This window comes from Oceanobacillus sp. GQ8 (assembly GCF_059758495.1).
In genome coordinates, this window is record NZ_JCAXEV010000003.1 from 172817 (window position 1) to 199140 (window position 26324).

Consider the following 26324-nt stretch of genomic DNA (forward strand, 5'->3'; position numbering starts at 1 on the left):
TATAATGAATAGAGGATACGCTTTTAAGCGCAAGAAAATGCGGAGACTCCAGTGGGAACAGCACGAGTCCGAAGGCCCCGCAAGATGCGTCCTTTGCTTCTGAGGAGACTGAGGCCGTGCCCACGGAAAGCGCAGTTTTTCTGTAGCGTAGATTATACATTTTCTTAAATCGTTTGTCTTTTAAGAAGGAGATCATGTTGAGAGACTTGGTCTCTTTTTCTTTTTTCTTTGCGAGAATAAGAGCTTTGTAAAGTGATTGTAAATAATACATAGTCCGTAAAATTGACATAGTACCGTAACAAGAAAGCCTTGTTTTGTAAGCGTTTTCCCTATTGTGATAAGTCTGTAGTACAAGTCGTAACATAAATGACATATTGTGAATATTTTCAGAAAATAATAACATGTAAGCAGTTACAACATACACAAACGAGAAGGAGGGACAAGCGATGAATACAAGCACAGCAACATCTAGGGAGCCGGAAATTGAATCTACTCATACTAATAAAAAGAACAAGAAAATAGTTCGTTCACCGAAGAAATTACCAAAGAAAAAAAACAACAGAAAAATTCTTCAAAATTGGCAGCTATACATATTTATATTGCCAGCATTTCTATACTTTTTAATTTTCCACTATATTCCGATGTATGGGGTGCAAATTGCATTTAAGAATTTTGTTCCGACACTGGGAATCTGGGGAAGTGAATGGGTTGGTCTTGAACATTTCACTAGATTTTTTGAATCCTATTACTTTTGGGATCTCATTAAAAACACATTAGGAATTAGTGTCTATGAATTAGCTGTAGGTTTCCCACTACCTATCATTCTAGCATTGGCACTAAATGAGGCGAAGGATGGTCTGTATAAAAGAACAGTCCAAACTGTAACGTATGCACCACATTTCATTTCCGTTGTCGTTATGGCCGGGATGATCATTGCTTTTCTTTCGCCTGCAACAGGGATTATCAACCACGCTATTCAATTAGTTGGGTTTGAACCAATTGCTTTTATGAGTGATCCGGATTGGTTTAAAACGGTATATGTCATGTCAGGTGTCTGGCAGAGTACTGGATGGGGAACGATTATTTACCTTGCTGCACTAGCTGGTGTGGATCCCCAACACCATGAAGCCGCAATTGTTGATGGGGCTTCACGTTTTCAACGAATCTGGCACATTAACATTCCCGCAATTGTTCCGACAATGGTTATTCTACTTATCATGAACGTAGGAAACATCATGGCTATGGGCTTTGAGAAAATATTATTACTTCAAAATCCGCTTAACTTGGAATCATCCAATGTAATCGCAACATTCGTTTATCAAGCTGGTTTATTGGATGCACAGTATAGCTTTGCGGCAGCAGTTGGTCTATTCAATGCCGTTATAAATGCCATCTTATTAATCACAGTGAATCAAATTGCGAAAAAGACCAGTGAGACAAGTCTATGGTAAGGAGGATTGTAAGGCTATGAGTACAGCTATAAAGGAAACAAACAAAGATAAGGTATTTAAAGTGTTTATTTTCCTTTTTCTTACTACTGCTCTGCTGATCGTTTTATATCCACTTATTTATATTATCAGTGCATCGATCAGTAACCCAGCAGCGGTAAATTCAGGAGAAATGTGGTTATTACCAAAGGATATTACATTTGAAGGATACCAAATGATCTTTCAAAATGATGCCATTTGGCGAGGGTATCTTAATACAATTTTTTATACTGCTTTCGGTACACTAATCAACCTGGCAGTAACGATACCAGCGGCTTATGCTTTATCGAGAAAGGATTTTTTTGGAAGGAATTTCTTCACTGGGATGTTTGTCCTTACCATGTTCTTTAGTGGCGGACTCATTCCGACATACTTAGTAGTAAAAAGCTTGGGACTTATCGACACAGTCTGGGCGATGGTTTTACCGAATGCGGCAGCCGTGTGGAATATCGTCATTGCTCGTGTGTTTTTCCAATCCTCTATTCCAAAAGGCTTGGAAGAGGCTGCCATTATTGATGGGGCATCTAACTTCAAAATGTTTATGAAGATAATCTTACCATTATCTGCTCCAATTATAGCTGTTATGGCATTGTTTTACGGAGTAGGTCACTGGAACGGTTACTTCAATGCCTTGATTTATCTATCAGACAAAGATATGTACCCACTTCAGCTGGTGTTACGAGAAATACTTGTCCTTCAGGAAATGGCGTCACAAAACTCCAATATGAGTGGAAGTATGGCAGAAGCATTGCATAGTAAACAGCAGCTTGCAGCAATCATTAAATATGGCGTTATGATTGTTTCCACGTTACCAGTCATTATCGTCTATCCATTCTTGCAAAGATTCTTTGTGAAGGGTGTTATGATTGGCTCACTTAAAGGATAGTAGATATAAATATTTAAGGAGGTGGTTATCCATTCCAAATAATCTGCCTGATGACGAAACCTTAACTAGATCAAAAATTTGAAAGGGGATTCAATAATGAAAAGAGGCATTATCTTATTATTAACAGCACTATTAGCAGTGTTCACCCTTGCAGCTTGTAAATCGGACAAAGAAAGTAGCGGGGAATCAGCCTCTGCAAATGTGGAAGTGAATGAGGAAGGTTTTCCTATTGTTGATGAAGAAATCGAATTATCTGTCATGGCTCCTGGTACTGGAATAGCAGAATGGGAAGACATGGCTACACTAAAGGAATATTCAGAGATGACAAATATTAAAATGGAGTATACCACCCCTCCATTAAGCGATTTTCAAACAAAATTAAACCTAGCATTTGCCAGTGGTGATGTGGCCGACATTATCTACGGTGCAGGGTCGAATAACCTTACACCTGCTATGGAAGTAGATTACGGAGAGCAAGGCGTCTTATTGCCATTAGAAGATTTGATCGAAGAACATGCTCCCAACATTAAAAAATTACTAGAGGAAAATCCAGATATTAAAAAGTCTATTACGACGATAGATGGCCATATTTATTCGTTGCCAAAGATATCTGAAGGTTCTTCATCTTATTGGTATAAAGGACCACTATGGTTTAACGGACAGTGGCTAGATGCACTTGGTGTGGAAGAACTTCCTAAAACAACAGAGGAATTTTACGACTTGATGGTTCGTTTTAAAACAGAAGATCCGAATGGTAATGGAGAAGCAGATGAAATCCCATTACTCGATGTAAAAATGAATAGTTCCCGTGCATGGTTCCTAGCTGCGTTTGGCATGAAGGAATGGGGGATAGAAGAGAATGATGGGGAAGTAAGATATACTCCGACCACAGACAACTATAAAGAATACCTAACATACATGAATAAACTTTATGAAGAAGAATTGCTAGATCCGGAAACATTCTCTCAATCGGATGAACAGAAAAAGGCAAAAGGACAGGATAACCGCTTAGGTATATTCCCTGACTGGTTCTCCTTCTTCACAACAGGTGAATCTGAAGAAGAAGCACTTAATAACCCAATGTTCCAGCCGTTAACAAGTCCGGTATCCGAAGAAACGATCATTCCACTCAATCCAGGGATTAACAGAGGAGCATTCTCTATTACAAGTGAAAATCCGAACCCGGAAGCATCTATTCGCTGGGTTGACTACTTCTATTCGAAAGAAGGCTTTACATTCTTAAATGAAGGTCCTGAAGGCCTACTTTGGGAAGATCAAGATGGAGAAAGAGTTTATTTAGATACTCCAGAAGGCTATGATAGCTCGGAAGACTATCGTGGATCAATCACACCTGATTACGGCATTCCTGCTCCTACCGTTAGTGGACCAATTGAAGGGAAGCCAAAGTCCGAATTTGAGGAGTTTATCGATAGCGAAACGAATGAAAAAATTGTTCCTTATGGAGAGGTTCCATTCCCACTTGTTTACTTAACAGCTGAGGAACAAAAGCAAATTAACTCTATTGAGGTTGACCTGAAATCCTATGTTGAGCAAATGGAAGCAAAATTCATCACAGGTGTAGAACCATTATCTAACTGGGATTCGTATGTAGAAACAATTCAAAACATGAATATCGACGAATATATTGAAGTACATCAAGCCGCTTACGATCGTTGGTCAGAGAGTTAAAAACCATTAATTGAAAACAAAATGAAGGCTCGTATGATCCCTTAGTGGGATAAACTCATACGAGCCTTTAAACTAAACAATTTAAGAGGTGACGTTAGGGCATGTTTCTCACAGAAGAAAAGCTGAAAGCAAGAATAAATGAACTGTCTTCCTATCGATATCGCGATACTATTTCATTATCTAAATGGTCGTTTGTTGAAGATGAAGAGGGAGAAATTGGTACATATCCGCCAAAACGTGATAGTAATTCTCCTACTATCTCAATTGGTGAACACTGGCGTGGACGAGATTTATATGCATGGCTCTCTACAAATGTGACGATACCAACAGACTGGGCTGAAAAAAAGATTGTAGGCCTTTTTGACTTTGGAAACACAGGTGGAGGGAATAATTCAGGGTTTGAATCTCTATTATTTTTAAACGGGCAACCATACCAAGGAGTAGATTCTAACCACAAAGAAGTGTTTCTTTCCGGAAGCTCTGCTGGAAGTGACATTTCCCTAGATTTTAGATTATGGACAGGTCTTGAAGGTGGCGGAAAGCCAGTTATTCAGGAATACAAACTAAAATATGCCGAACTGGCATGGCTTGATGAGCATGTTGACGATTTCTATTACAATGCTAAGGCTGTCCTGGAAACAGTATTTGTATTAGAAGATAATCAGCCTGAAAAGCATGCATTACTTCAAGCACTTAATCAATCTATGAATTTCATTAACTGGTTAAACGCAGGCTCAGGAGAATTCTATGAATCTGCCTACCACGCAGGAAGTTATTTGAAAGAACAACTCGACTCCATGGAGAAAAATCATGCTGTGACCTTCCATAGTATTGGACATACACACATCGATGTAGCGTGGCTCTGGCGATTAAAACATACACGCGAAAAGTCAGCACGTTCTTTTTCAACGGTGCTTCGTCTGATGGAGCAATACCCGGAATATGTTTTCCTGCAAAGTCAACCACAGTTATATGAATATATAAAAGAAGATTACCCGGAAATCTATGAAAAAATGAAGGAGAAAATCTCCGAAGGTACGTGGGAAGTAGACGGGGGCATGTGGCTAGAGGCGGATTGTAATATTCCGTCAGGTGAGTCGCTTGTTCGCCAACTATTGTTAGGGTCAAAATTTATCCGGGATGAATTTGGTAAAGAAAGCGAGTACTTGTGGCTACCGGATGTATTTGGGTATAGCTGGGCTTTACCACAAATCTTGAAAAAGTCTGGCATTAAGACGTTTATGACGACGAAAATTAGCTGGAGTCAGTTCAACCGTATGCCGCACGATACCTTTAACTGGCGAGGCATAGATGGTAGTGAAATTTTAACACATTTTATTACCACCACAGAGCCGTGGCCTGAGTCCCGTTACTACACATACAACGGTTTTATGACGCCACAGGTAGTAAAAGAATCTTGGGATGCATATAAGGATAAGAACATTAACCAGGACTTATTGCTGTCTTATGGATATGGTGATGGTGGAGGTGGTGTAAACCGGGAAATGCTTGAAATGCGACGCAAAATGGATAAGATTCCTGGTTTGCCAAATGTGAAGCCATCCACGGCAGGTAACTATTTTAATAAGTTACATAAGACGATAGATGAGACAAACGAATATGTGCACACATGGGATGGGGAGCTATATCTGGAATTCCATCGCGGTACCTATACGTCGCAAAGCTTTATGAAGCGAATGAACCGAAAACTGGAATTGCTATACCGGGAAAGCGAATGGTTAAGTGTGCTGGATAGTGTCGAGCAAAACGTATTCGAAAGCTACCCATTAGCTAAATTGACAGATGGATGGAAGACGATTTTACGTAATCAATTCCATGATATTATCCCGGGATCTTCCATTAAAGAAGTGTATGATGATGCCAAACAAGAATACAAGCAGGCGAAGGAATTAGGCGAAGAAGTTTGGGACAATGCTGCAACATCCCTTGTACAAGAGCAAGACTCTGTGTGGACGGTTTTCAATTCTGCCTCTTGGGAGCGTAATGATCTCGTATTTATCCCAGGACATACTGATTCAGGAAGCTGGGTCGATGCAGACGGAAAAGAGTTCGAAACACAATCTACAGATGAGGGTTGTTATGTACGGGTTGAAGGCCTCCCAGCTATGGGATATAAGCAGATTGAATTCAAATCTACTAAAACACAGCAAGAGACGAAAGAAGCTTTCACTGTAGAAGCGAATCGTATTCAAACACCGTTTTATGACCTGACATGGAATAAGAACGGCCACCTGACAAGTATCACAGATTTAGAGCATGGTCGCGAAGTACTTGCTGAAAATGCGAGAGGGAATGTGTTACAGGTATTTGAAGATAAACCACTTATGTTTGACGCGTGGGATATTGATATTTTTTACCAGCAAAAGATGGAAGAAATTACAGAGTTACAGTCTGTGGAAGTTCTGGATGTTGGGAGCTTACAAGCATCCATCCGGTTTGTCTGGAAATATGGCAAATCAGTAATTACACAAGACATGATTGTATATGCGAACAGCCGGCGAATCGATTTTGACACCCATGTAGACTGGCAGGAAAGGCAACGACTACTGAAAGTAGCATTCCCTGCTGATATCCGCTCAACAGAAGCTACCTATGATATTCAATATGGAAATGTAAAACGGCCAACCCACTGGAATACAAGCTGGGACTATGCTCGATTTGAAAGTGTTGGTCACCAATGGGCTGATTTATCTGAAGGAGCATATGGCGTCAGTATTCTTAATGATTGTAAGTATGGGTACGACATTAAGGACAATGTGATGAGATTATCTCTATTAAAATCACCGATCCATCCGGATCCATGGGCGGATTTTGGGGAACACCGATTCACTTATTCCGTCCTTCCGCATGAGGGAAGCTGGAAAGAAGGCGGCACGGTGAAAGAAGCATGGTCATTGAATAATGCGCTTACCTTTAAGCAAGGGAATGCACGGCTGGATCAATTATCATTGGTTCATTGCTCGAAGGAAAACATGATGTTTGATGCTGTGAAGAAGGCTGAATACAGTGATAAAACGGTATTACGCATCCACGAATTTGAAGGGAATCGTTCCACTGTAGAGCTTTCCAGTGATTTAAACATTGTGTCCTGGCAGGAATGTGATTTAATGGAAAAACCAATTGGCTTAGTAGTGGAGGAGCCTACGATCAATGTACAAGTTACACCTTATGAAATAAAAACATTCCTGGTCGAATTTGCCAAGTAAAGATATAAAGAAGGATGCAGGTTGATGTCATGACGTTTTACTTGTTGTGGAGGAAACCTGCAATCGTTTTGACAATGAATCAATAAAATAGTGAATCACCTTGGAGGGTTACACGTGACAGATCAAAAGCATATCCATATTATTTCTCATACGCATTGGGATAGAGAGTGGTATTTACCTTACGAGAAGCATCATGTTTTATTAATCAAGCTGATGGATCGCTTACTAGATACATTGGATAAGGATCTAGAATTTAAAAGCTTCCATTTGGACGGGCAGACGATTATCCTCGACGATTATTTACAGGTCCGTCCTGATAGGAGAGAAAAGCTAGAAAAGTACATTCGTGAAGGAAGGCTTCATATTGGTCCTTGGTATATTTTACAGGACGAGTTTTTGACAAGCAGTGAAGCGAACCTACGTAATTTACAGTACGGAATGAAAGATGCATTACAATGGGGCGGGATTTCCAAGGTTGGCTATTTCCCTGACTCATTCGGAAATATGGGACAAGGTCCACAAATTTTAAGCCAGGCTGGCATAAACAACGCTGTATTTGGACGTGGGGTAAAACCTACAGGATTTAATAATATGGTGAGCGATGCAGAGCAATACGAATCCCCATATTCGGAAATGCTTTGGCGCTCACCAGACGGCTCTTCTGTTCTTGGAATCCTGTTTGCGAACTGGTACTGTAACGGAAATGAAGTACCTGTAGAGGAAAAGAAGGCAAAGCAATATTGGGAGCAGCATCTTTCTTCGCTAGAGAAATATGCAGCATCACCTCATATGCTTATGATGAATGGCTGTGATCATCAGCCAATCCAAATAAATTTGCCCGAAGCAATTGAAACGGCGAAGAAGCTTTATCCAGAAATTTCGTTTACCCATTCTAATTTTAATGAATATGTGGAAAACCTAACCGCCTCTCTTCCGGATGATTTAAAAGTGATTGACGGCGAGCTGCGAAGCCAGCAAACAGATGGATGGGGAACACTGGTCAACACTGCTTCAGCGCGGGTTTACATTAAACAAATGAACCAGCTTGGCCAATCGTTGCTAGAAAAAGTGGCAGAACCATTAGCGACATTTGCTTACCTTAATGGCGAAGAATACAATCACCATCTTTTGGAATACGCATGGAAAACGTTAATGCAAAACCACCCGCATGACAGCATTTGCGGCTGTAGTGTGGATGAAGTACATCGGGAAATGGTAACCCGTTTTGAAAAGAGTAAACATGTAGCCGAAGCAGTTATTGATGAAAGCCTTGAAGCCCTTTCCAATAAAATTGATACGACCGGCTTTGAAAAATGGGGCAAGGATGCACTAGCCTTTACCGTTTATAATACGACAGGATGGGCCCGTACAGGCACGGTTTCCATCACACTAGATGTACGACGTGATTACTTTTCAGAAGGGGTCAAAAAGCAAGAACTTAAACAATTCCCGCTTGGAGAGAGAATCGTCGTGGACGAGTCAGGAACAGAATATAGCGTTACAGTAGAAGATCTGGGCATAGCCTTTGACTATGATTTACCGGAAGAAAAGTTCCGTCAACCGTATATGGCTAGAAGGGTCCTCCTTACATTTGAGGCAGAGCAAGTTCCTGCGATGGGTTACAAGACATTTGCCTTTGTTCAATCCAGTTCAAGTCAGAAACAGGATTCCTTGATTCCTGGTGAAAACCAATTAGAAAACGAATTTTTGCATGTAAACATTAACGAGAATGGTTCCTTGACCGTAACGAATAAAGTGACTGGAAGAACTTTTGAAGAGTTAGGTGTTTATGAGGATAGTGGTGATATTGGCAATGAGTATATGTACAAACAGTCACATGACCAAAAAACACTAACAACAAAAGATGTTATCGCGAATGTGAAAGTGGTGGAGGATACTGCCTATCAAGCAGCATATGAAATTACCCACGAATGGGAAATTCCGAAAAGTGCCGCTGAATTGCTTGAACAGGAGCAAAAAGAGCTTGTTGGATTTAAAGGTAGGAAGTCTGGACGATCTGAGGAAAATATTCCATTTAAAATTACAACCATCGTTACAATAGGAAAGAATAGTAAAGGGGTTAATGTGGAAGCAAGCTTTAACAACCAGGCAAAGGATCATCGACTTCGCGCATTATTTTCAACAGCTATTCAAACAGATGTGCACCATACTGATTCCATTTTTGAAGTGGCTACACGATCCAATCAGCCTTCTGAAGAGTGGACAAACCCTGATAATTCCCAGCACCAGCAGTCATTTGTAGATGTTCATAACGAAGAACATGGATTGACGGTTGCGAATCTTGGACTTAATGAGTACGAGGTGTTACGTGATGGTCGGAATACGATTGCGATAACGCTGTTACGCTCTGTTGGGGAGTTAGGGGATTGGGGACATTTCCCAACACCAGAGGCCCAATGTTTAGGGGAGCACACCGTATCGCTTCGTATTTACCCATATGCAGGGGAAGAAGAGGCAACCAAGGCATATCAAGATGCATACCAATTTCAGGTGCCATGGACAGTAAAACAAACAGGAATCCACAATGGGGAGCTGCCAACAGCTAAGTCATTTTTAGAATGGAATGCTCCTAATCTAGCATTTTCTTCGATGAAGGTGTCTGGTCAGACCGGAGATGTTTTAACTCGCTGGTTTAATATGAAAAACGAAAATAATCCTTTACTTGTTCGCACACTAAATGGTACATCTTCCGCTTATAAGAGTAATGTGATAGAAGAAAAACATGAAACACTTCAGTCCAATGAATCTTCCGAAGTGAAAATACCAGTAAAGCCGTATGAAATTGTAACAATTGGCTTTGAGAAATAGAAATCATATAGCGTGTTCAAAAAGTAGGCAATCTGCAGCTTTTTGAACACTGCTTTAAGACGAGGAAGAAGATTCTACGATAATCGAGCTCAAACTGAGTTACCTGGAAGGGATGGCGGCGACTCCAGCGGGAAAAGCATGAGACATGAGCCCCCGCAGAAAGAAAGGAACAAAGGCTAAAATCGCCACCTCCTGTGGCAACGCCTTCGTGACCAACATCCTGTTGGCCCGAGGATCAAGCCATGCCCGCGGAAAGCGTCCGCTAGCAGTGTAAGGGACGGAATTATTGTAGCTATAAGAATTAGAATAATAAATAAAGGGAGTGTATACATGATGCAAAAATCCATACCAGCATCAATGAAGACGTTTATTGAAGAAGTAAAAACAGCTTACGCGCAAGACCAAAAAGCACAGGCACTTTTCGAGAATTGTTTTTCCAATACATATGAGACCACAATACGTCCACAAGAAGATGGCGCCACTTTTGTGATAACCGGTGATATACCGGCAATGTGGCTTCGTGATTCAGCTGCACAGGTACGACCATATCTCATGCTGGCAGAGCATGACGAACAAATGGCAAACCTAATTGAAGGTGTCATCCGAAAACAATTTTCTTTTATTCTTCATGACCCATATGCCAATGCTTTTAATGAAGAGGCTAATGGTAAGCGATACCATGATGACAATACCGAGATGACACCTCTGCTTTGGGAACGGAAGTATGAAATTGATTCGTTATGCTATCCTATTCAGCTGGCCTATCTCTTTTGGAAATCCACTGGTCGAACATCTCAGTTCAACGATGCGTTTCGTAAGGCCGTTAGCTTGATCATCGACACCTGGAAAACGGAACAAAATCATGAAGAAAATTCTACTTACCATTTCGAAAGGGATAATTGTCCTCCGCAGGATACATTATCGCATGGTGGGAAGGGTGCACCTGTAGCCTATACTGGCATGACGTGGAGTGGTTTCCGCCCTAGTGATGACGCCTGTAAATATGGCTATTTGATTCCTGCGAATATGTTTGCAGTTGTTTCTCTAAGACAGCTGGAAGAAATTGCAGAAGAAGTGCTGCAAGATACGGACCTTGCTATTTCTGCAAAGAATCTAGCAGATGAAATTGATAACGGTATTCAAACCTATGGGAAGGTGGAGCATCCGGAGTTCGGTACAATCTATGCCTATGAGACGGATGGACATGGAAACTATAACCTAATGGACGACGCCAATGTTCCCAGTCTTCTTGCCCTTCCCTACCTAGGCTATTGTAAGTTGGATAATCCTATCTATCAAAATACAAGAAAATTCGTTTTAAGTGATGAAAATCCTTATTTCTACAAAGGAAAAGTTGCGAAAGGAGTGGGAAGCCCGCATACACCAGAGCATTATATTTGGCATATTGCCTTAGCGATTCAAGGAATGACTGCGCAATCTAGTGAAGAAAAAGAAGAAATCCTGAACCTATTCAAAACAACAGACGCTGACACTCAATTCATGCATGAAGGCTTTCATGTGGATCAACCGGAGAAATTTACGAGGCCATGGTTCTCTTGGGCAAATTCCATGTTCAGCGAATTTTTAATAAGTAAAGCAGATCGCTATGTGAAAGGGAGCCCCTTAGCAAAGTAAAGTTGATTTTGGGTAGTAGATTAATAGAAAAAGTGAGGTGTATTAGTTGGTAAAAGTAGCTGTAGTAGGAGATGATGAGCAGCATTTGAAAACTTGGTCGAAACTGCAAGAGGCAGAAGTTCTATCGATTGTTCCAGTAAAAACTACCACTCCAGGCAAGATTGCGTTTCAGGTTAACGGTGGGGACCGAGTAGAGGATGTGGAGGAACTAAATTTAGATGTCATCGATCTTTGTGTACCTGTGGAGGACAGGCCGGAATTAATCCGACAGTTTTCGAAGCAAGGGACACATATTATTTGTGCCTCTCCCCTTGCCTCCACTCTGAAAGAGGCATCAAGCATCGTTACAGAATGCAAAGATAAACAAGTCCATTTATATGTTGGAAATAAGCGAAGATATTCTCCGGAATATGCTGATGCGAATAACCAGGTACGCAATGGAAATATAGGGAGAGCAGGGGTTATCAGGCTGTCGAGAGGAGCACCTCACCCTGGAGGAGAAAAGGATATCTTTTCCGAGCTTGGGATAGATGAATTTGAATGGCTTTTATGGACCTTCGGTGATGTGGAACGCGTTATTGCAAAGCATATAAAAAGAAAGCGACGTAACGGTTCACAAGTTGAGTATGCTCTCCTATCCATCCGAATGATAGATAAGTCATTCGCCCATGTCGCATTATCCTGGGCTAAAACGGAAAATGGAACAAGCTTTGAGCTTACCGGAGACAAAGGAATGATCACACATAACAGCACAGATAGCAATCCCATTTCTTTACAGGTAACGACCAGTTCACAAGAGGATCAGCTAGAGGAAATGATCCTCGACAAGTCGGTTTTGCAAAGGCAGTTTGCGTATGTATTAGACCAGGCAAGAGGACCAAATAAACCGGTAAATCTAGCAAATGACGCGTTAAAATCAATGCAACTAGTAGATGCTGCAAGGAAATCAGCTCAGACAGGACAACCTGTCTCGATCAAGGAAGCGAGGTGGTCTTATGAAAGTAGGGATGATTAGTTTTGCTCATATGCATGCAAATAGTTACGCAACATTTCTGATGGGCCATCCTGAAGCAGAAATAGTGGCTATATGGGATGATGACGTTAAACGTGGCCAAGAAGCGGCAACACAATTTGAAACGGACTTTTATCATGACCTAGATGAATTATTAAGCACAGATATTGATGCGGTCATGATTTGTTCGGAAAACGCAAACCATAAAGAACATGTTCTGAAGGCTGCATCCTATAAAAAACATATTTTATGTGAAAAGCCGATAGCCACAGAGCTGGAGGACGCGCAAGAGATGATTCGGGTCTGTGATCAACAGGGTGTCATTTTACAAGTTGCATATGCTGTCCGGTTTGTCCCTGCGATTCAAAAAGTGAAAGCTATCATTGAGTCAGGACGGATTGGGGACGTGATGGCAGTGAATGCAACAAACCATGGACAAATGCCAGGCGGCTGGTTTGTTGAAGAAGCATTGTCAGGCGGTGGGGCTGCTACAGATCATATTGTGCATATCATGGATTTGCTTCGCTGGATGCTACAGGACGAAGTGAAATCCGTTTACGCGGAATTCGATACGCTTTTCTACGATATTAAAGTGGAAGATGCGGGATTGGTAACTTTGGAGTTAGAATCAGGCATCATTGCAACCATTGATCCAAGCTGGTCACGACCAAAAACGTTTCCGATCTGGGGAGATGTCACCATGGAGATTATTGGTACGGAAGGGTCGTTAGTTGTCGACGCCTTTAAACAGCATTCTGTTCTTTACAATGATCAAACTGGAAAAATAGAGCATAAGCCATGGTCTGAAGACATGGATGAAAGATTGGTCCATGATTTTATTGATTGTGTTAAAACAGGCAGAAAACCCGCGATTACTGGAATAGACGGATTGCGGACATTAGAAGTTGTGAAAGCAGCCTATCGCTCCAATGAATTAAAAGAAACGGTGAATCTAGAGCGAAGTTAGGTTGCAGATAAAGGAGGGTGAGATATGAAGCTTGGTATGAGTTCGTACAGTTTATTGGGAGCAATCAAAACAGGGGAGATGTCTATTCTAGATGTCATCCAGTGGACGGCAGACCAGGGCGGCGAGCATATTGAAATAGTCCCATTAGGTTTCACACTGGAAGACAACCCTGATTTAATAAAGTCCATCGTGCAAAAAGCCAAAGACGTTGGCATCGAAATTTCCAACTATGCGATTGGTGCAGATTTTCTTAAACCAGGTGAAGGTGCATTTGAACAGGAAATTGCAAGAGTGAAAAAGGAAGTAGACATCGCGAACCAATTAGGTGTGAAGTTAATGCGGCATGATGTCTCCTTTCGACCAGCAAAAGAGGCATCAATAAAGCAATTTGAAGCAGATTTACCTAAGCTGACAGAGGCATGCCAAATAATTGCCGACTATGCGAAGAAATACGGCATTGTAACAAGTATCGAAAATCACGGATTCTATGTACAGGCTAGTGACCGTGTGCAACGTCTCATCGAGAATGTAGACAGACCAAACTTTAAAACAACGCTCGATACGGGGAATTTCCTCTGCGTTGATGAGGATCCTATTGTTGGCGTGAAAAAGAACATTGGGTTTGCATCCATGGTCCATGCAAAGGAGTTTTATGTTCGTCCTGTCTCCTCTTACAATCCGGGAGAGGGTTGGTTCCAATCCACCACTGGCAATTACTTAAGAGGCGCGATAACGGGGCATGGTGACATTAATCTGCAGGATGTTTTACAAGTCGTGAAGGAAGCAGGCTATGATGGCTATCTTTCCATTGAATTTGAAGGCATAGAAGAATGTAAGAAAGCTTCCAAGATTGGGCTGGACAATGTGCGGCGGATTTGGGAGACATTATAACGTTAAATAAGGAGGTTACCAGCAATGGGGAAAATAAAAGTTGGGGTCATTGGTGCAGGTTCCATTTCGGAAATGCATTTTGACTCTTATAAACGTAATCAAGATGTTGAAATCCACGCAGTTTGTGATATAAATGAGGAAAGAGCAAAGGAAAAAGCGGAGAAATATGGTGCCGAAAAGTTTTTCAAAAACTACCATGATTTACTGGCAGATACAGAGATTGATGCTGTGAGTATTTGTACATGGAATAACACGCATGCTGAAATTGCAATTGCTGCATTACATACAGGAAAGCATGTGTTAGTTGAAAAGCCACTATGTAAAACGGTGGAAGAAGCGCTTGAAATTGAAAAGGCTGTCAAAAACAGTGGGGGCAAAACACTCCAGGTAGGTTTCGTTCGCCGGTTTGGAACAAACACACAGGTATTAAAGGAATTTATTGATGCAGGCGAACTTGGGGAGATTTACTATGCCAAGGCATCCTGTCTGCGGGCGCTAGGCAATCCTGGGGGCTGGTTTGCGGATAAGGACCGATCAGGTGGTGGCCCGTTAATCGATTTAGGTGTGCATGTGATAGACCTGTGCTGGTATCTGATGGGCAAACCAAAGGTGAAATCGGTTAGTGGAAACGCCTATTATAATTTGGGAAACCGGTCCAATGTGAAAAATAAATCATTCTACAAAGCAGCGGATTATGATCCTGATACAAACACAGTAGAAGACATGGCAAATGCCATTATTCGTTTCGAAAATGGCGCTTCGTTAATGGTCGATGTCAGCTTCACACTTCATGTGAAGAAAGAGACCATGGCTGTTAGTGTATTTGGTGATAAGGGTGGCGCAGAAATTGAACCGGAACTGGAAATCATAACAGAAAGAAATAATACGATTTTAAACGCCACGCCACAAATTGATGAACTATCGTTTGACTTCGTTAAAGGGTTTCAGAAAGAAATTAACCACTTTGTAACCTGTGTTAAAGGTGAAGCAGAAACGCTCAGCCCAGTTGAAGATGGGGTAGAGATCATGAAAATGTTGGCTGGTGTCTATGAGTCTAGTGAAACAGGGAAAGAAATTTACTTTGACAGATAGAAAAGTAGAAAATCTCCCTAATGGATAAGTGCAACGATGTGCTTTCACCATGAAGAATGGGTGGTAAGCCAAGTTTTCTAAAATAAGAGTAAAAAAATGTAAGATTACATTTCATGGAGTGACCCTTGTACCAGATTAGTGGCAAGGGTTTTCTCCTTTTAACACGTTAGAAATGTATAAAATTTTAGCTAGGAAGCAGTTACATCTTTAGAAGACGAGCGATGCGCGTTTTTCTAATAATGGATAAGAGAGGTGAGGGAATGTCAAATCCCGTCATTATAGAAGAGTTCAGAGGCGAAAGCTTGGAAAATACACATCAAGGGTTAATTTGCATCCTAAATGAGGAGAAGGAAGTGATCTACGAAAAAGGGGATATTGACCAGTATGTTTTTTACCGTTCTGCGATGAAACCATTACAGGCAATTCCAGCTTTTACGACCAATATGGTAGAGAAGTATCGACTAACTCCTGAGGAGGCGGCTTTATTCACCGCATCCCAACGCGGAGAAGCATACCATCAGGATGCTTTGGAAAGCTTATTGAACAAGCTGCAGTTAAAGGAAGATGCCCTTGTTTGCAATCCAAGCTACCCATTAAACGATGCCCCAAAGGATAACTATATTTGGAATCATAAACCGCGACGCAGACTACTACATAATTGCTCAGGCAAACACTTAGGTTTTTTAGGATATATAAAAGAAAAAGGGTATGATGTAAGCGGGTATGAACAATTAAGTCACCCGCTACAGCAGGAAATCCTCGAGTATGTCGCGGATTTAGCTGAAATCGAAAAGAATAAAATTCAAACCGCGATAGATGGCTGTGGCGTGCCTGTACATGCTGTTCCTTTAAGAAATATGGCCCTATCATTTTTAAAGTTTGTTCGTCCAGATCTAATAGCCAATAAGCAAACGGAAGATGCCGTAAGAAAAGTTGGGGATGTGATGAATGCACAACCTGAAATCGTCGCATCCCATGATTTTATTTGTACGGCACTTCTTGAAGATGAAAACATTATTGCTAAAGGCGGAGCACAAGGGGTCTATTGCCTTGCATTAAGGAAAGAGAAAATGAGTATTGCCCTTAAAGTGTTGAGTGGTTCTGAACTCGTTTGGCCAGTATTAGTTGCGGCTTTACTCAAAAAAATTCATTATCAAAACCAGGATACGATTGAGCGGCTACTAAAAATAAGGTCGATGGATATCATGAACGATAACGGGAAACTTGTTGGTCAAACAAAGGTGTATTTGTAGGGATCTTAAGTGAGTGCCAATAGGGAAAGATAAGGCCTTTAAAAGGAGTGGGTGTAATGGAGATCGTTGTAAAGCCAATGGTAGCAGGAAATACTGGGGATTTTTCAAGTGCGAACAATACGGAATTCAGGGATATGAGGCTTATGCAAAAGGATAACATGGTCTATCTTTTTATAAATATTGCCAAGCCAGTGCTTCAGATGGAAGACCTACGTGTATTAGGTGGAGAAGTGAGAAAATATGTAGCAAGTCAAAAGTTCGGCAAAGTTACCCTTCAACTGAACCCGATATTTGAGGCCTTACGTGAATTGCCACTACAAAAGGCAGTGCAGTTTTTTATGGAGGGTTGGTTCCTTGCCAGCTATTCATTTGATACATACAAACGCGTAGAAAGCCAGGTGGAATTCACACTACGCTATGACTTCTCTTTATACAAAAACCAACTTCAGGAAGCGAAGGTACAAGCAGATGCTGTAAATATTGCCAGAGATCTTTGTAATGAGCCAGCAAATAAGCTTACCCCTCAACGTTACGCTGAAAAGATAACGGAGATTTTTCAACATACGAACGTAGCCGTAGAGATCTTTGAAGCAGAAGACTTAACAAGACATGGCCTTGAAGCGATCAAGATGGTCGGAAAGGGCAGTGTTAACCCACCAAAAATGGCTGTATTGAGATTGAAGAATAGCGATACTACACATGTTGGACTTGTCGGGAAAGGCGTTACCTTTGATTCCGGTGGGATTAATACGAAGACAGGCAAGGGCATTTGGGAAATGAAAATGGATATGGGCGGCTCGGCTGCGGTGGTAGGCGCTATGAAGCTGCTTGCAGATTTGGATTCTCCAGTACATGTTACAGCGGTTATTCCGTTAGTGGAAAATCTGGCGGGAACGAATGCTTATTTGCCATCAGATGTGATTCAATACAAGAACGGGTTACATGTCGAAGTTGGGAACACGGATGCGGAGGGACGACTTGTCCTTGCAGATGGTATGCTATATGCCCAGTCCATAGGTGCGACGACGGTAATTGATGCGGCGACTCTTACAGGTGCAATTGGTCAGGCGCTTGGATTAAAAACGGCTGGGATCTTCAGTAACAGAGAAGAAGATTTGTGGGCTTATAAAGAGCTTGGGGAACAAACGGGTGATGATGTATGGCCGATGCCGTTAATAAAGGATTACCAAGATTACATGAAAAGTGACTATGCAGATCTAAACAATATGAGCTCCTCTAACTTTGGTGGGGCGATTACCGCAGCAATTTTCCTATCAAATTTTGTTGAAAAAGATACCAAATGGGTGCACATTGATATGGCAAATACAGTGCGTCCATGGAAGCAATATGGGTATCATGTAAAGGGTGCGACTGGATTTGGGGTGCGCCTCTTGAAAGAAATAGTATGTAGAGAGGGCGAATGAACATGCAACTAGAAGTTATCGTACAAAATAAACAGGAAGCAATTCAAGCAGAGGAGCTGGGAGCTGACCGGGTGGAACTCGTATCCGCAATCTCAGAAGGTGGCCTTACACCAAGCTACGGAACGATTAAGCAAGTACTTGAGAATGTGAAAATCCCCGTGCAAATTATGATCCGTCCTCATAGCCATCATTTCTTTTATACGGAAGAGGAGTTCAAGGTGATCTGTGAGGATATCGAGGCCATTGAGCGGCTTGGGGGGAACCGGGTTGTCTTCGGGGCGTTAAATGAAGATCACACCATAAATGAAGCGATGCTAAGCAAGCTTTTTCATCTGTTTCCTCATCTTGATATGACATTTCATCGCGCGTTTGACGAGGTGGTATCACAGGAAGAAGCTTATGAAACGTTGTCTAAATATAAAAAGAACGTTAAGCGCATTTTGACTTCTGGTGGAAAGGCGAATTGTGAAGCGGGATTAGAGCAGCTTATTAAATTGGTTGATATAGAGCGGGAGCTTCAAGGCCCATCTATTATGGCTGGAGCAGGACTTTCTGCGAATAATATAGAAAAAATTAAGCAGGAAACAGGAGGCACGCAATTCCATTTTGGGAAGGCTGTTAGGATAGATCAGTCGTTTGGGAATGGCTTTTCTAAACAGGAAGTGGAGAAGGTTCTAGGGTATTTAAGAAGTTGATGAAAAAATCCCACTTATGCTCAGTTTTAGCATAGGTGGGATTTTTAAAAATGCATTACAAGTCTACGGACCTATTCTTTCTCATCATCACGATACTCCAAAATATCTCCTGGCTGACAATCCAATGCTTTGCAAATTGCATCTAACGTCGTTAGGCGAATTGCTTTGGCCTTGCCATTTTTCAAGATAGACAGGTTAGCCATTGTGATTCCAACCCTTTCGGACAGTTCGGTAACGCTCATTTTTCTTTTTGCCAACATCACATCAACATTAATTATAATCGCCATGTTATCACCTCAGACCGTTAAATCATTTTCAGATTTGATATTGATTGCCTCTTTTAGAAGTCTTTGGAGAACAGCTGCAAAGACTGCTATCACTAGGGAAGCGCCAATTGGTACCATGCCAACGATGATAAGCCCCGGAGCATCATCCCACTCGGCAATGATATAAACAAGTGGCAGCGCGATAACATACAAGCCGCTGATCGTAATAGCACATTGTTTTATTTTCTTTAACGCGATTACCGATATCTCGGAGAATGCTTTGTTCTTGTCAATATAACTTAGAAGCTTGAAAGCCTGATACAAGGCAAAGTAAAACGGGATAATCGATATATACATGATAAATAAAATCCCGAAGACCATGTATGCTAACTGCGTGCCACCACTTGCAGCCTGATCCATTGCTTCCAATCCTATTTTAGGTAATAAAAGAATAGCTAAAGCTAGTACAGGGATACCCATTAGGAAAACAGCTATTTTTAAAAAGGTAGTTGATCCTTGCTTCATGCGAAACACCTCACTAATTTTTTGTCTTATTTAATTTACCATGTTATTTATCGATTTACAATAAAAAAATATTAAATTTTAATATTATATTGTTGTGTTGCTTTGATTAAGAGGTGAGGAGGGTGTTTCTATTTGAGAGGTAAGAGCATAAAAAAATTGTCGTGAGAGGATTGTACCATTGAAAGGTGTTCATGGTTACATTACAGTGTACATGAAACAAATTCATGGTATAATCTAATAAGAAGCATATAAAATATTAAAAACCGTTCCATGCTGGACACATGGAACGGTACAATAGACCAACCCGACGTAAGGGGTGGCACACTTTAGGAAATAATCCCTCAAGGCCTGGCTAAAGCACATGAGGGGTTATTTTTCATTTTTTCCGGACATGATAAACGCGATTAACATACCGAATGAAATCATCAGTGTTAACACATCCTTCGTATCCATAGGCAACACCCCCCTTCATGGGAAAATTCCCAGGAGGAAATGAGCCTTACCCTCATGTGAAGCCAGTCTATTGTATTACGATTATATCATAAACGAACGTGAGTTCCTTATGTATTTATAATTAAATTTAAAATATTGCTCTATTAATAATCGGTAAGTTAAGACTTACACATAATTGGAAACGGACGGCCCTTTTCATGCTAAAATAGAGGAGATTATATAAGATAAAGGAAGATCTACAATGGAAAAATCACAGGCAAATCGCAAGGATCCCGAATGGACGAAGAGCCGCATATTAAGTGTGGCACAGCAATTGTTCATGGAAAAGGGCTACCGAGCTGTCACAACGAGAGAGATTGCAGCACAGTGCGAAATAACGCAGCCAGCTCTTTATTACCATTATTCAGACAAACAATCCCTTTACATAGCGATGTTAGAAAGGTTTGTTTCCCACATTCAAAAAAGGTTACGTGTTGTTGGCGATGGTACAATTGCAGAGCGGCTTGAAGGAATGTTAGAAGTACTGTCTGCAGAGCATCCTACAAGCATGATGATGATGGTGCATGATATCTTAGTTGAATTTAAAGAGGAAAACCGTAAACGTATTTTTTCCTTGTGGAAAGAAACATATTTGGATCCGTTTATTAAAATCTTTGAGGAAATGCAAGAAGAAGGAATGCTCAGGGAAAGTATTCAGCCAGAGGATGCTGCCCGTTTTTGCTTATTAACATTGGGACAAACCATGTCACAATGGAAGCAAAAGCCCAAAACGTTAGCTGGACAATATAGTTTACTTGTCGATTTGATTTTGAACGGGACGACAAAGTCTTAAATAAGGCAGTTCTTTCCCACTTGGGAGTTAGAACTGTCCTATGTTTGTTTTCCCCATCATACGAAAAACAGTAAGATAGAACTGGTCATTTATAACTAAAGAAAGTTCGTACAATACAAAATTCATTTAGGTATTTACTCCTGTTTTTTAAAATGAACCCCCATAAATCTAATCCGCCCCCAATTGGCGGTTTTTTTGTTGTATACTTATGATGATTTACAGCAGTAAAGCATGTAAAAAGGACTAAACCTATATCGTGTTACACACTTTATATGCTGAGCTGGCGGAAGTAAATTAAATATAGGGCAGGAGGAAGCACATGGCATACTGTATAAATTGTGGTGGGGAAATAGCACCAGATGCACGATTTTGTAAGCATTGCGGGAAAGCATTAGAGCATGGGGGGCAACCTAACGAAAAAACGGGGAATACATATCATAGTCAAAACGAGGAACAAGAACAGAACGTCACCCCGTCGCTAGAGGTGGAGCAACATAACGATCCTCAAGTTGATCAGGCAACAACTGGATCTAATGGAAATCAAAATAGGAAGAAAATGAACAAGAAGTCCAAAATCATTCTATTTTCTACTGCTGCACTTATCATTTTATTAATTGGGGTTTACGCTGTAGGCAACACGATGACTTCGCCAAAGCATGTATTGGATGAATTTCAATCTGCAATTGAAGAGGAAGATGCGGGCAAACTAGCATCCTTATTAACAACAGATGACGATGACTTAGAGATCACGGAAGAATCTGTAAAAGGGATGATAGCGTTATACAACGCAAAGCAGAATGAATTTAAGGTTGTACTGAATCATTTGGAGTACCAAGCAGATGGCGAAGTAGATCAGTTTGGAACATACGCACTTGATTTCCAAAAGGACGGGAAGAAGTTCCTCATGTTTGATGATTACCAGATCACAGTAAATCCTGTTTACTTTGAAGTGGCAACGAATTATAAAGATACAGAGATTATCGTAGGCGATGAAGTTGTCGCAACAGCTGATAAGGATAATGCCCAATTAGAAATCGGCCCCTTTTTACCTGGCGAACATACGATTAGAGCAGCGTTGGATACCGGATTCTTTAACTTAGAGAGGGAAGAAACGGCTGTAGGTGATCCTAACTTTCCAGCATATGTGGATCTTTATTTAGATGGAGATATGGTAACGTTTGATTTAGGGATGAAAGGCTATGATGAACTAAGCTCCATTAAATTATTTGTTAATGGCAAAGATACTGGTGTGGATTTATCAAAGCAAGATCAAGTTGGACCACTACTGATTGATGGATCAATGAATGTCTCATTTGAAGCAGAACTTCCATGGGGATCGGTAAGAACGAATGACCAGCCACTGACTGAACGTTACGTGGAGTTTAACCTAGGAGATAGTGATGAGTTTAAGCAACAGATCCAAGATATCTTGGTAACTTATAATGAGGAATTTGGCGAAGTCTACTCAACGGCAAATCCAGATGCCTTAACAACAGCAATACCAGATTTAAAGGATCGGATCGTAGAGGAAGCAGCATACAATCTGGAAAACGATATAATGTATGATGGTGCTTTTCACGGCATGGATTTTTATCAGGATTCCTTTACGTTAGAAAAATCATATGAAGGCTTCTGGGAATTAACAGTTGATACAATAACGTATTACGAAGAAGCAATTTATGAAAAAGGCACCGATGCAGAATTAGAACAAATAGAAGACGAAACGCGATATGTATTAGCTTATGACCAACAGCAAGAGACATGGGCGGTAAGAGGAATAGATTACGCTGGATCAATGGATGAAGACCGCATGGAACGTGTGACGATAGAAGAACCCGTTTTCCATACCTCTGATACAGGAAAAGAATAAAAGTTGGTTTTTAGAGTGATCGGCGATGCTTCCTTGCTCGGCATGGAAGTATCGTTTTTTATTGGCTTTTAATTAATTTGGTGGAAAGGGTCCCGCCAAGGTAGGCAGATACCCCGCCCAAGGCGATAAAGATGATGGATTTGTATGTAAAGTCAGGGAGTAGAAATTCGTATGCTACGAGTACGATCATGACAAATACTGCTAGGAAAAGAACTTGCTCGGGGTTGAGTCTTTTTTGCATGGTTGGCCTCCTTTTTTCGTGAGTCTCTTATGGGATATTTTAACTGTTGGGTTGGGAATGATCAAGAGGGGGGTAGTATATCGGCCGGGAGCGAGGAAGTGTCGGCTGAGAGGGAGTGTGTATCGGCCGAGAAGGCGTGGACATCGGCCGCGAACAAAGAAGTATCGGCTGAGAAGTGGTGCACATCGCCTTTATTGATGGGTAATCAATCAAGACGCACTCTCAATCAACCAAAGAGCGCCTTTCGATACTGAAAGTAAACCCCTAACTAATTGGCAAAAGGTAATATGTCTTTCTACCCAATACTAGATTCAATTGAACAACTTTCAGTAAATTGTTATAATGAATATAACAATTTACTAAGGATGGTTGGAATGAGTAGCTTATATGAACAGATTTATGACTATATATTAAATATGATTAAAGAAGGAGATATAAAAAGCGGGGATAAAATACCTACAGAAGAGGAGTTAGCCAAACAATTTAAGGTAAGTAGGATTACCTCTAAAAAAGCACTTGATTTACTTTCACAACGAGAAATTATACAACGTTTTCAAGGCAAAGGGTCTTTTGTCTCAAAAAACTTACCTAATCTTGATTCTACGTCATGGGGTGAGTCAACCGAGATAAAACCAGATGCTTACCGGAAAGTGATTGGATTCATCATCCCCGATTTTACTGATACATATGGCTTAGATTTAGTAAGGGCAATTGAAAAAAGATGTGCAGAACTAAACTATAACCTTGTGCTAAAACGAACTTTTGGTTTGGAGGAAGAGGAGAAAAAGGCCATTCATTCATTACTGGAGATGGGAGTACAAGGCATTATCATTTTACCAGTTCAGGGGGTTCACTATAATAATGAATTACTTCGAATGGTAGTGGAAGAATATCCTTTAGTTCTGATTGACCGCTATTTAAAGAGGATACCCGCAACTTCAGTTTCTATAGATAATAGAAAAGCTATGCAGGAGCTGACCACCTTATCTTTAGATAATGGTCATGACAACATTGCATTTATTTCTCCGTCAGTTGATGGCACTTCCTCTGTGGAAGAAAGATATAGGGGATATCAGGCCGCCTTTTCGGAAAAAGGAAAACCGATAAATCAAGAACATGTCTTAACAGAAATACATAGTACGATGCCGGTCCATGTATACAGTGAGAATCACAATATATCTGATGAGAAGGATCGTGAAAGACTTATTCAATTTATTCAACACAATCCAGAGGTTACAGCATATGTTTGTAGTGAGTTTGAAATAGCGATGCTACTGAATGAATTGCTAACATCAATGGGGAAAAAAGTTCCGGATGATATTTCTATCCTTTGTTTTGATTCACCCACTTTTTATCTTAATGAACCTTTTTTTACTCATATTAGGCAAGATCAAGAGGCAATGGGATATCAAGCGGCTGACTTACTGATTAAACAATTGAATGGCGAGAGAGAATTACATGATTGTAAAGTAGGTTATCGTTTGATCCAAGGAATTTCAACCCAGATAAATCATTTACAAGGAAACCATGAATAACATGGTTTCTTTTTTATGGGTTAAATTTAGAAAATAAAATAAAATAAAAATATATTGACATTAGTAATTGGCATTGTTAGTATATTGATATATCAAAAAGGAGTGTGATTTTTCAGTTTTCTTTAGCGTGCAAGGGGAGGATGAAAGAAGTAAAGAGCATGGCAAATTCAAAGAAAAAGGGTGAAAGGGATGTTATGGAAAAACCATAATTTAAAAAAGGTTTATTTAGCTGTCTTTATTATGATTGCGCTTACATTATCCGCCTGTTCAAGTGACGAAACTTCGGGAGGGGAAGATGAAGATGGTGTAACAACTATTACTTTTTGGCATGAAAATTCAGGGGTAGGGGAAGAAGCGATTAATGCGGTAGTGGATGCTTTTAATGAGAAGCATCAGGATATAAAAGTAGATGCTGTGTATACGGCTGCAAATGAATCGCAAAATGAAAAATTATTAGCAGCTGTGGCAGGAGGGAATCCTCCCGATGTATCTTGGTTTGATCGTTTTAAGGTGGGGTCATGGGCTGATCAGGGTTCATTGACCGATCTTACTGCCTATGCTGAAAAGGATGGCATAACGGGTGACAAATATTACCCATTTGCCTGGGAAGAAGCCACATATCAGGATAAGCTTTATGCTATGCCAGTAGATACAGACGCACGCCTATTATTTTACAATAAGGATGCGTTTAAAGATGCTGGGCTAGATCCTGAAAAACCACCCAAAACAATTGATGAATTAGAAGAGGCAGCGGAGAAATTAACTGTGAAGGACGGAAATCGATTTAAAAGAGTTGGATTTATACCTTGGTACAATCAAGGTTGGCTTTATTCTTGGGGATGGGCATATGGAGGCAATTTCTATGACGAAGAGGCTGGGAAAGTAACAGCCGATGATCCAAAAGTTGTGGAGTCTCTAGAATGGATGACAAAATACGCCAAGGAATACAATGTGGAGGATATAACTGGATTTACAGATTCTAGTGGTTCTGGGGAGATGGATCCTTTTCTCACTGGTCAACTTGCGATGCACATTGGTGGAAATTGGAGCATCTCCGGTTATCTAAAGTACAAGCCTGATTTAAATTACGGTGTTACACCCATCCCGACACCTACAGGCGAAAACTTTACTTCTTGGTCTGGAGGGATGGCTGTGGTAATTCCTAAGGGAGCAGAGCATCCAGATGAAGCATGGGAATTCGTTAAATTCTTTGGGTCAGAAGAAGGGCAAGAAATATACAACGGTATGTATAAAACATTGTCAGTTATTGATTCAGTTAATGAGAAGCTAGGGTATAAGGATGATCCGATATTCAGTGAATTTATTAACATTCTTCCCGAATCGCACAACCGCCCTGTACTTCCAGAGGGTGAGCTTTTATGGAATGAACTATCTAATGCGGTAGATAATGCCATCCATGGAAATGGTAAACCAAAAGATCTTTTAAAATCTGCTAATGAAAAGGTAAATGCAGCACTCGAATAAATGAAAAGTGGGGGATGGGGTTATTCCTTT

General features: G+C 40.8%; 21 protein-coding genes. 17 read left to right on the plus strand and 4 right to left on the minus strand.

The window, feature by feature from the left end:
- The first annotated feature begins 446 nt into the window (after positions 1–446).
- From AC6CHS_RS09815 to AC6CHS_RS09875, 13 genes are all read left to right on the plus strand, one after another.
- Positions 447–1451, plus strand: a complete 1005-nt coding sequence (locus tag AC6CHS_RS09815; protein WP_498235836.1) for an ABC transporter permease — start codon at positions 447–449, stop codon at positions 1449–1451.
- Positions 1452–1467: 16 nt separating this feature from the next.
- Entirely contained in the window at positions 1468–2373 is a 906-nt protein-coding gene (locus tag AC6CHS_RS09820) for a carbohydrate ABC transporter permease (protein WP_106897658.1), read from the plus strand.
- Between the two features lie 96 nt (positions 2374–2469).
- Entirely contained in the window at positions 2470–4062 is a 1593-nt protein-coding gene (locus tag AC6CHS_RS09825; RefSeq protein WP_498235837.1) for an extracellular solute-binding protein, read from the plus strand.
- Between the two features lie 101 nt (positions 4063–4163).
- Positions 4164–7289 carry an alpha-mannosidase gene (locus AC6CHS_RS09830; RefSeq protein ID WP_498235838.1) on the plus strand — a complete coding sequence of 1042 codons (3126 nt, stop codon included), beginning with the start codon at positions 4164–4166 and terminating at the stop codon, positions 7287–7289.
- Positions 7290–7403: 114 nt separating this feature from the next.
- A complete protein-coding gene (locus AC6CHS_RS09835; RefSeq protein WP_498235839.1) occupies positions 7404–10118 on the plus strand; it encodes an alpha-mannosidase in 2715 nt (904 codons plus the stop codon).
- Positions 10119–10451: 333 nt separating this feature from the next.
- The gene (locus AC6CHS_RS09840; RefSeq protein ID WP_498236469.1) at positions 10452–11753 is read left to right on the plus strand and encodes a glycoside hydrolase family 125 protein; all 1302 of its coding nucleotides are present in this window, start codon (positions 10452–10454) and stop codon (positions 11751–11753) included.
- 46 nt (positions 11754–11799) lie between these two features.
- On the plus strand, positions 11800–12768 hold the full coding sequence (locus tag AC6CHS_RS09845; protein ID WP_498235840.1) for a Gfo/Idh/MocA family protein: 969 nt from the start codon (positions 11800–11802) through the stop codon (positions 12766–12768).
- A complete protein-coding gene (locus tag AC6CHS_RS09850; protein ID WP_498236471.1) occupies positions 12749–13732 on the plus strand; it encodes a Gfo/Idh/MocA family protein in 984 nt (327 codons plus the stop codon). Before AC6CHS_RS09845 ends, AC6CHS_RS09850 begins: the two co-directional genes overlap by 20 nt.
- Before the next feature lie 24 nt (positions 13733–13756).
- Positions 13757–14623, plus strand: a complete 867-nt coding sequence (locus AC6CHS_RS09855; protein ID WP_498235841.1) for a sugar phosphate isomerase/epimerase family protein — start codon at positions 13757–13759, stop codon at positions 14621–14623.
- 24 nt (positions 14624–14647) lie between these two features.
- On the plus strand, positions 14648–15715 hold the full coding sequence (locus AC6CHS_RS09860) for a Gfo/Idh/MocA family protein (RefSeq protein ID WP_498235842.1): 1068 nt from the start codon (positions 14648–14650) through the stop codon (positions 15713–15715).
- A gap of 239 nt (positions 15716–15954) precedes the next feature.
- Entirely contained in the window at positions 15955–16968 is a 1014-nt protein-coding gene (locus AC6CHS_RS09865) for an asparaginase (protein WP_498235843.1), read from the plus strand.
- 56 nt (positions 16969–17024) lie between these two features.
- Complete coding sequence (locus AC6CHS_RS09870; RefSeq protein ID WP_498235844.1) at positions 17025–18392, plus strand: M17 family metallopeptidase; 1368 nt, start codon at positions 17025–17027, stop codon at positions 18390–18392.
- Entirely contained in the window at positions 18389–19087 is a 699-nt protein-coding gene (locus AC6CHS_RS09875) for a copper homeostasis protein CutC (protein ID WP_498235845.1), read from the plus strand. Before AC6CHS_RS09870 ends, AC6CHS_RS09875 begins: the two co-directional genes overlap by 4 nt.
- 71 nt (positions 19088–19158) lie before the next feature.
- On the opposite strand, the gene AC6CHS_RS09880 is transcribed toward AC6CHS_RS09875, so the two are convergent.
- The 3 genes from AC6CHS_RS09880 to AC6CHS_RS09890 form a co-directional block, all read right to left on the minus strand.
- Complete coding sequence (locus AC6CHS_RS09880) at positions 19159–19374, minus strand: helix-turn-helix domain-containing protein (RefSeq protein ID WP_498235846.1); 216 nt, start codon at positions 19372–19374, stop codon at positions 19159–19161.
- A 9-nt stretch (positions 19375–19383) separates the two neighbouring features.
- Positions 19384–19878, minus strand: coding sequence for a DUF2975 domain-containing protein (locus AC6CHS_RS09885; protein ID WP_498235847.1), 495 nt, complete (start codon positions 19876–19878; stop codon positions 19384–19386).
- 369 nt (positions 19879–20247) lie between these two features.
- Positions 20248–20331, minus strand: a complete 84-nt coding sequence (locus AC6CHS_RS09890) for a putative holin-like toxin (protein WP_379553686.1) — start codon at positions 20329–20331, stop codon at positions 20248–20250.
- Positions 20332–20572: 241 nt separating this feature from the next.
- On the opposite strand from AC6CHS_RS09890, the gene AC6CHS_RS09895 reads away from it, so the two are divergent.
- Together AC6CHS_RS09895 and AC6CHS_RS09900 are read left to right on the plus strand one after the other, a co-directional pair.
- Positions 20573–21163, plus strand: a complete 591-nt coding sequence (locus AC6CHS_RS09895; RefSeq protein WP_106897648.1) for a TetR/AcrR family transcriptional regulator — start codon at positions 20573–20575, stop codon at positions 21161–21163.
- A gap of 319 nt (positions 21164–21482) precedes the next feature.
- Positions 21483–23033 (plus strand): zinc ribbon domain-containing protein, encoded by a 1551-nt coding sequence (locus AC6CHS_RS09900; protein ID WP_498235848.1) that lies wholly within the window; start codon positions 21483–21485, stop codon positions 23031–23033.
- 58 nt (positions 23034–23091) lie between these two features.
- Here the strand turns inward: AC6CHS_RS09900 and AC6CHS_RS09905 are convergent, their stop codons facing one another.
- Positions 23092–23274, minus strand: a complete 183-nt coding sequence (locus AC6CHS_RS09905; protein WP_498235849.1) for a hypothetical protein — start codon at positions 23272–23274, stop codon at positions 23092–23094.
- Positions 23275–23648: 374 nt separating this feature from the next.
- Between AC6CHS_RS09905 and AC6CHS_RS09910 the strand changes: the two genes are divergently transcribed.
- Entirely contained in the window at positions 23649–24809 is a 1161-nt protein-coding gene (locus tag AC6CHS_RS09910; RefSeq protein ID WP_498235850.1) for a GntR family transcriptional regulator, read from the plus strand.
- A gap of 189 nt (positions 24810–24998) precedes the next feature.
- Positions 24999–26294 carry an ABC transporter substrate-binding protein gene (locus AC6CHS_RS09915; protein ID WP_498235851.1) on the plus strand — a complete coding sequence of 432 codons (1296 nt, stop codon included), beginning with the start codon at positions 24999–25001 and terminating at the stop codon, positions 26292–26294.
- Positions 26295–26324 lie beyond the last annotated feature (30 nt).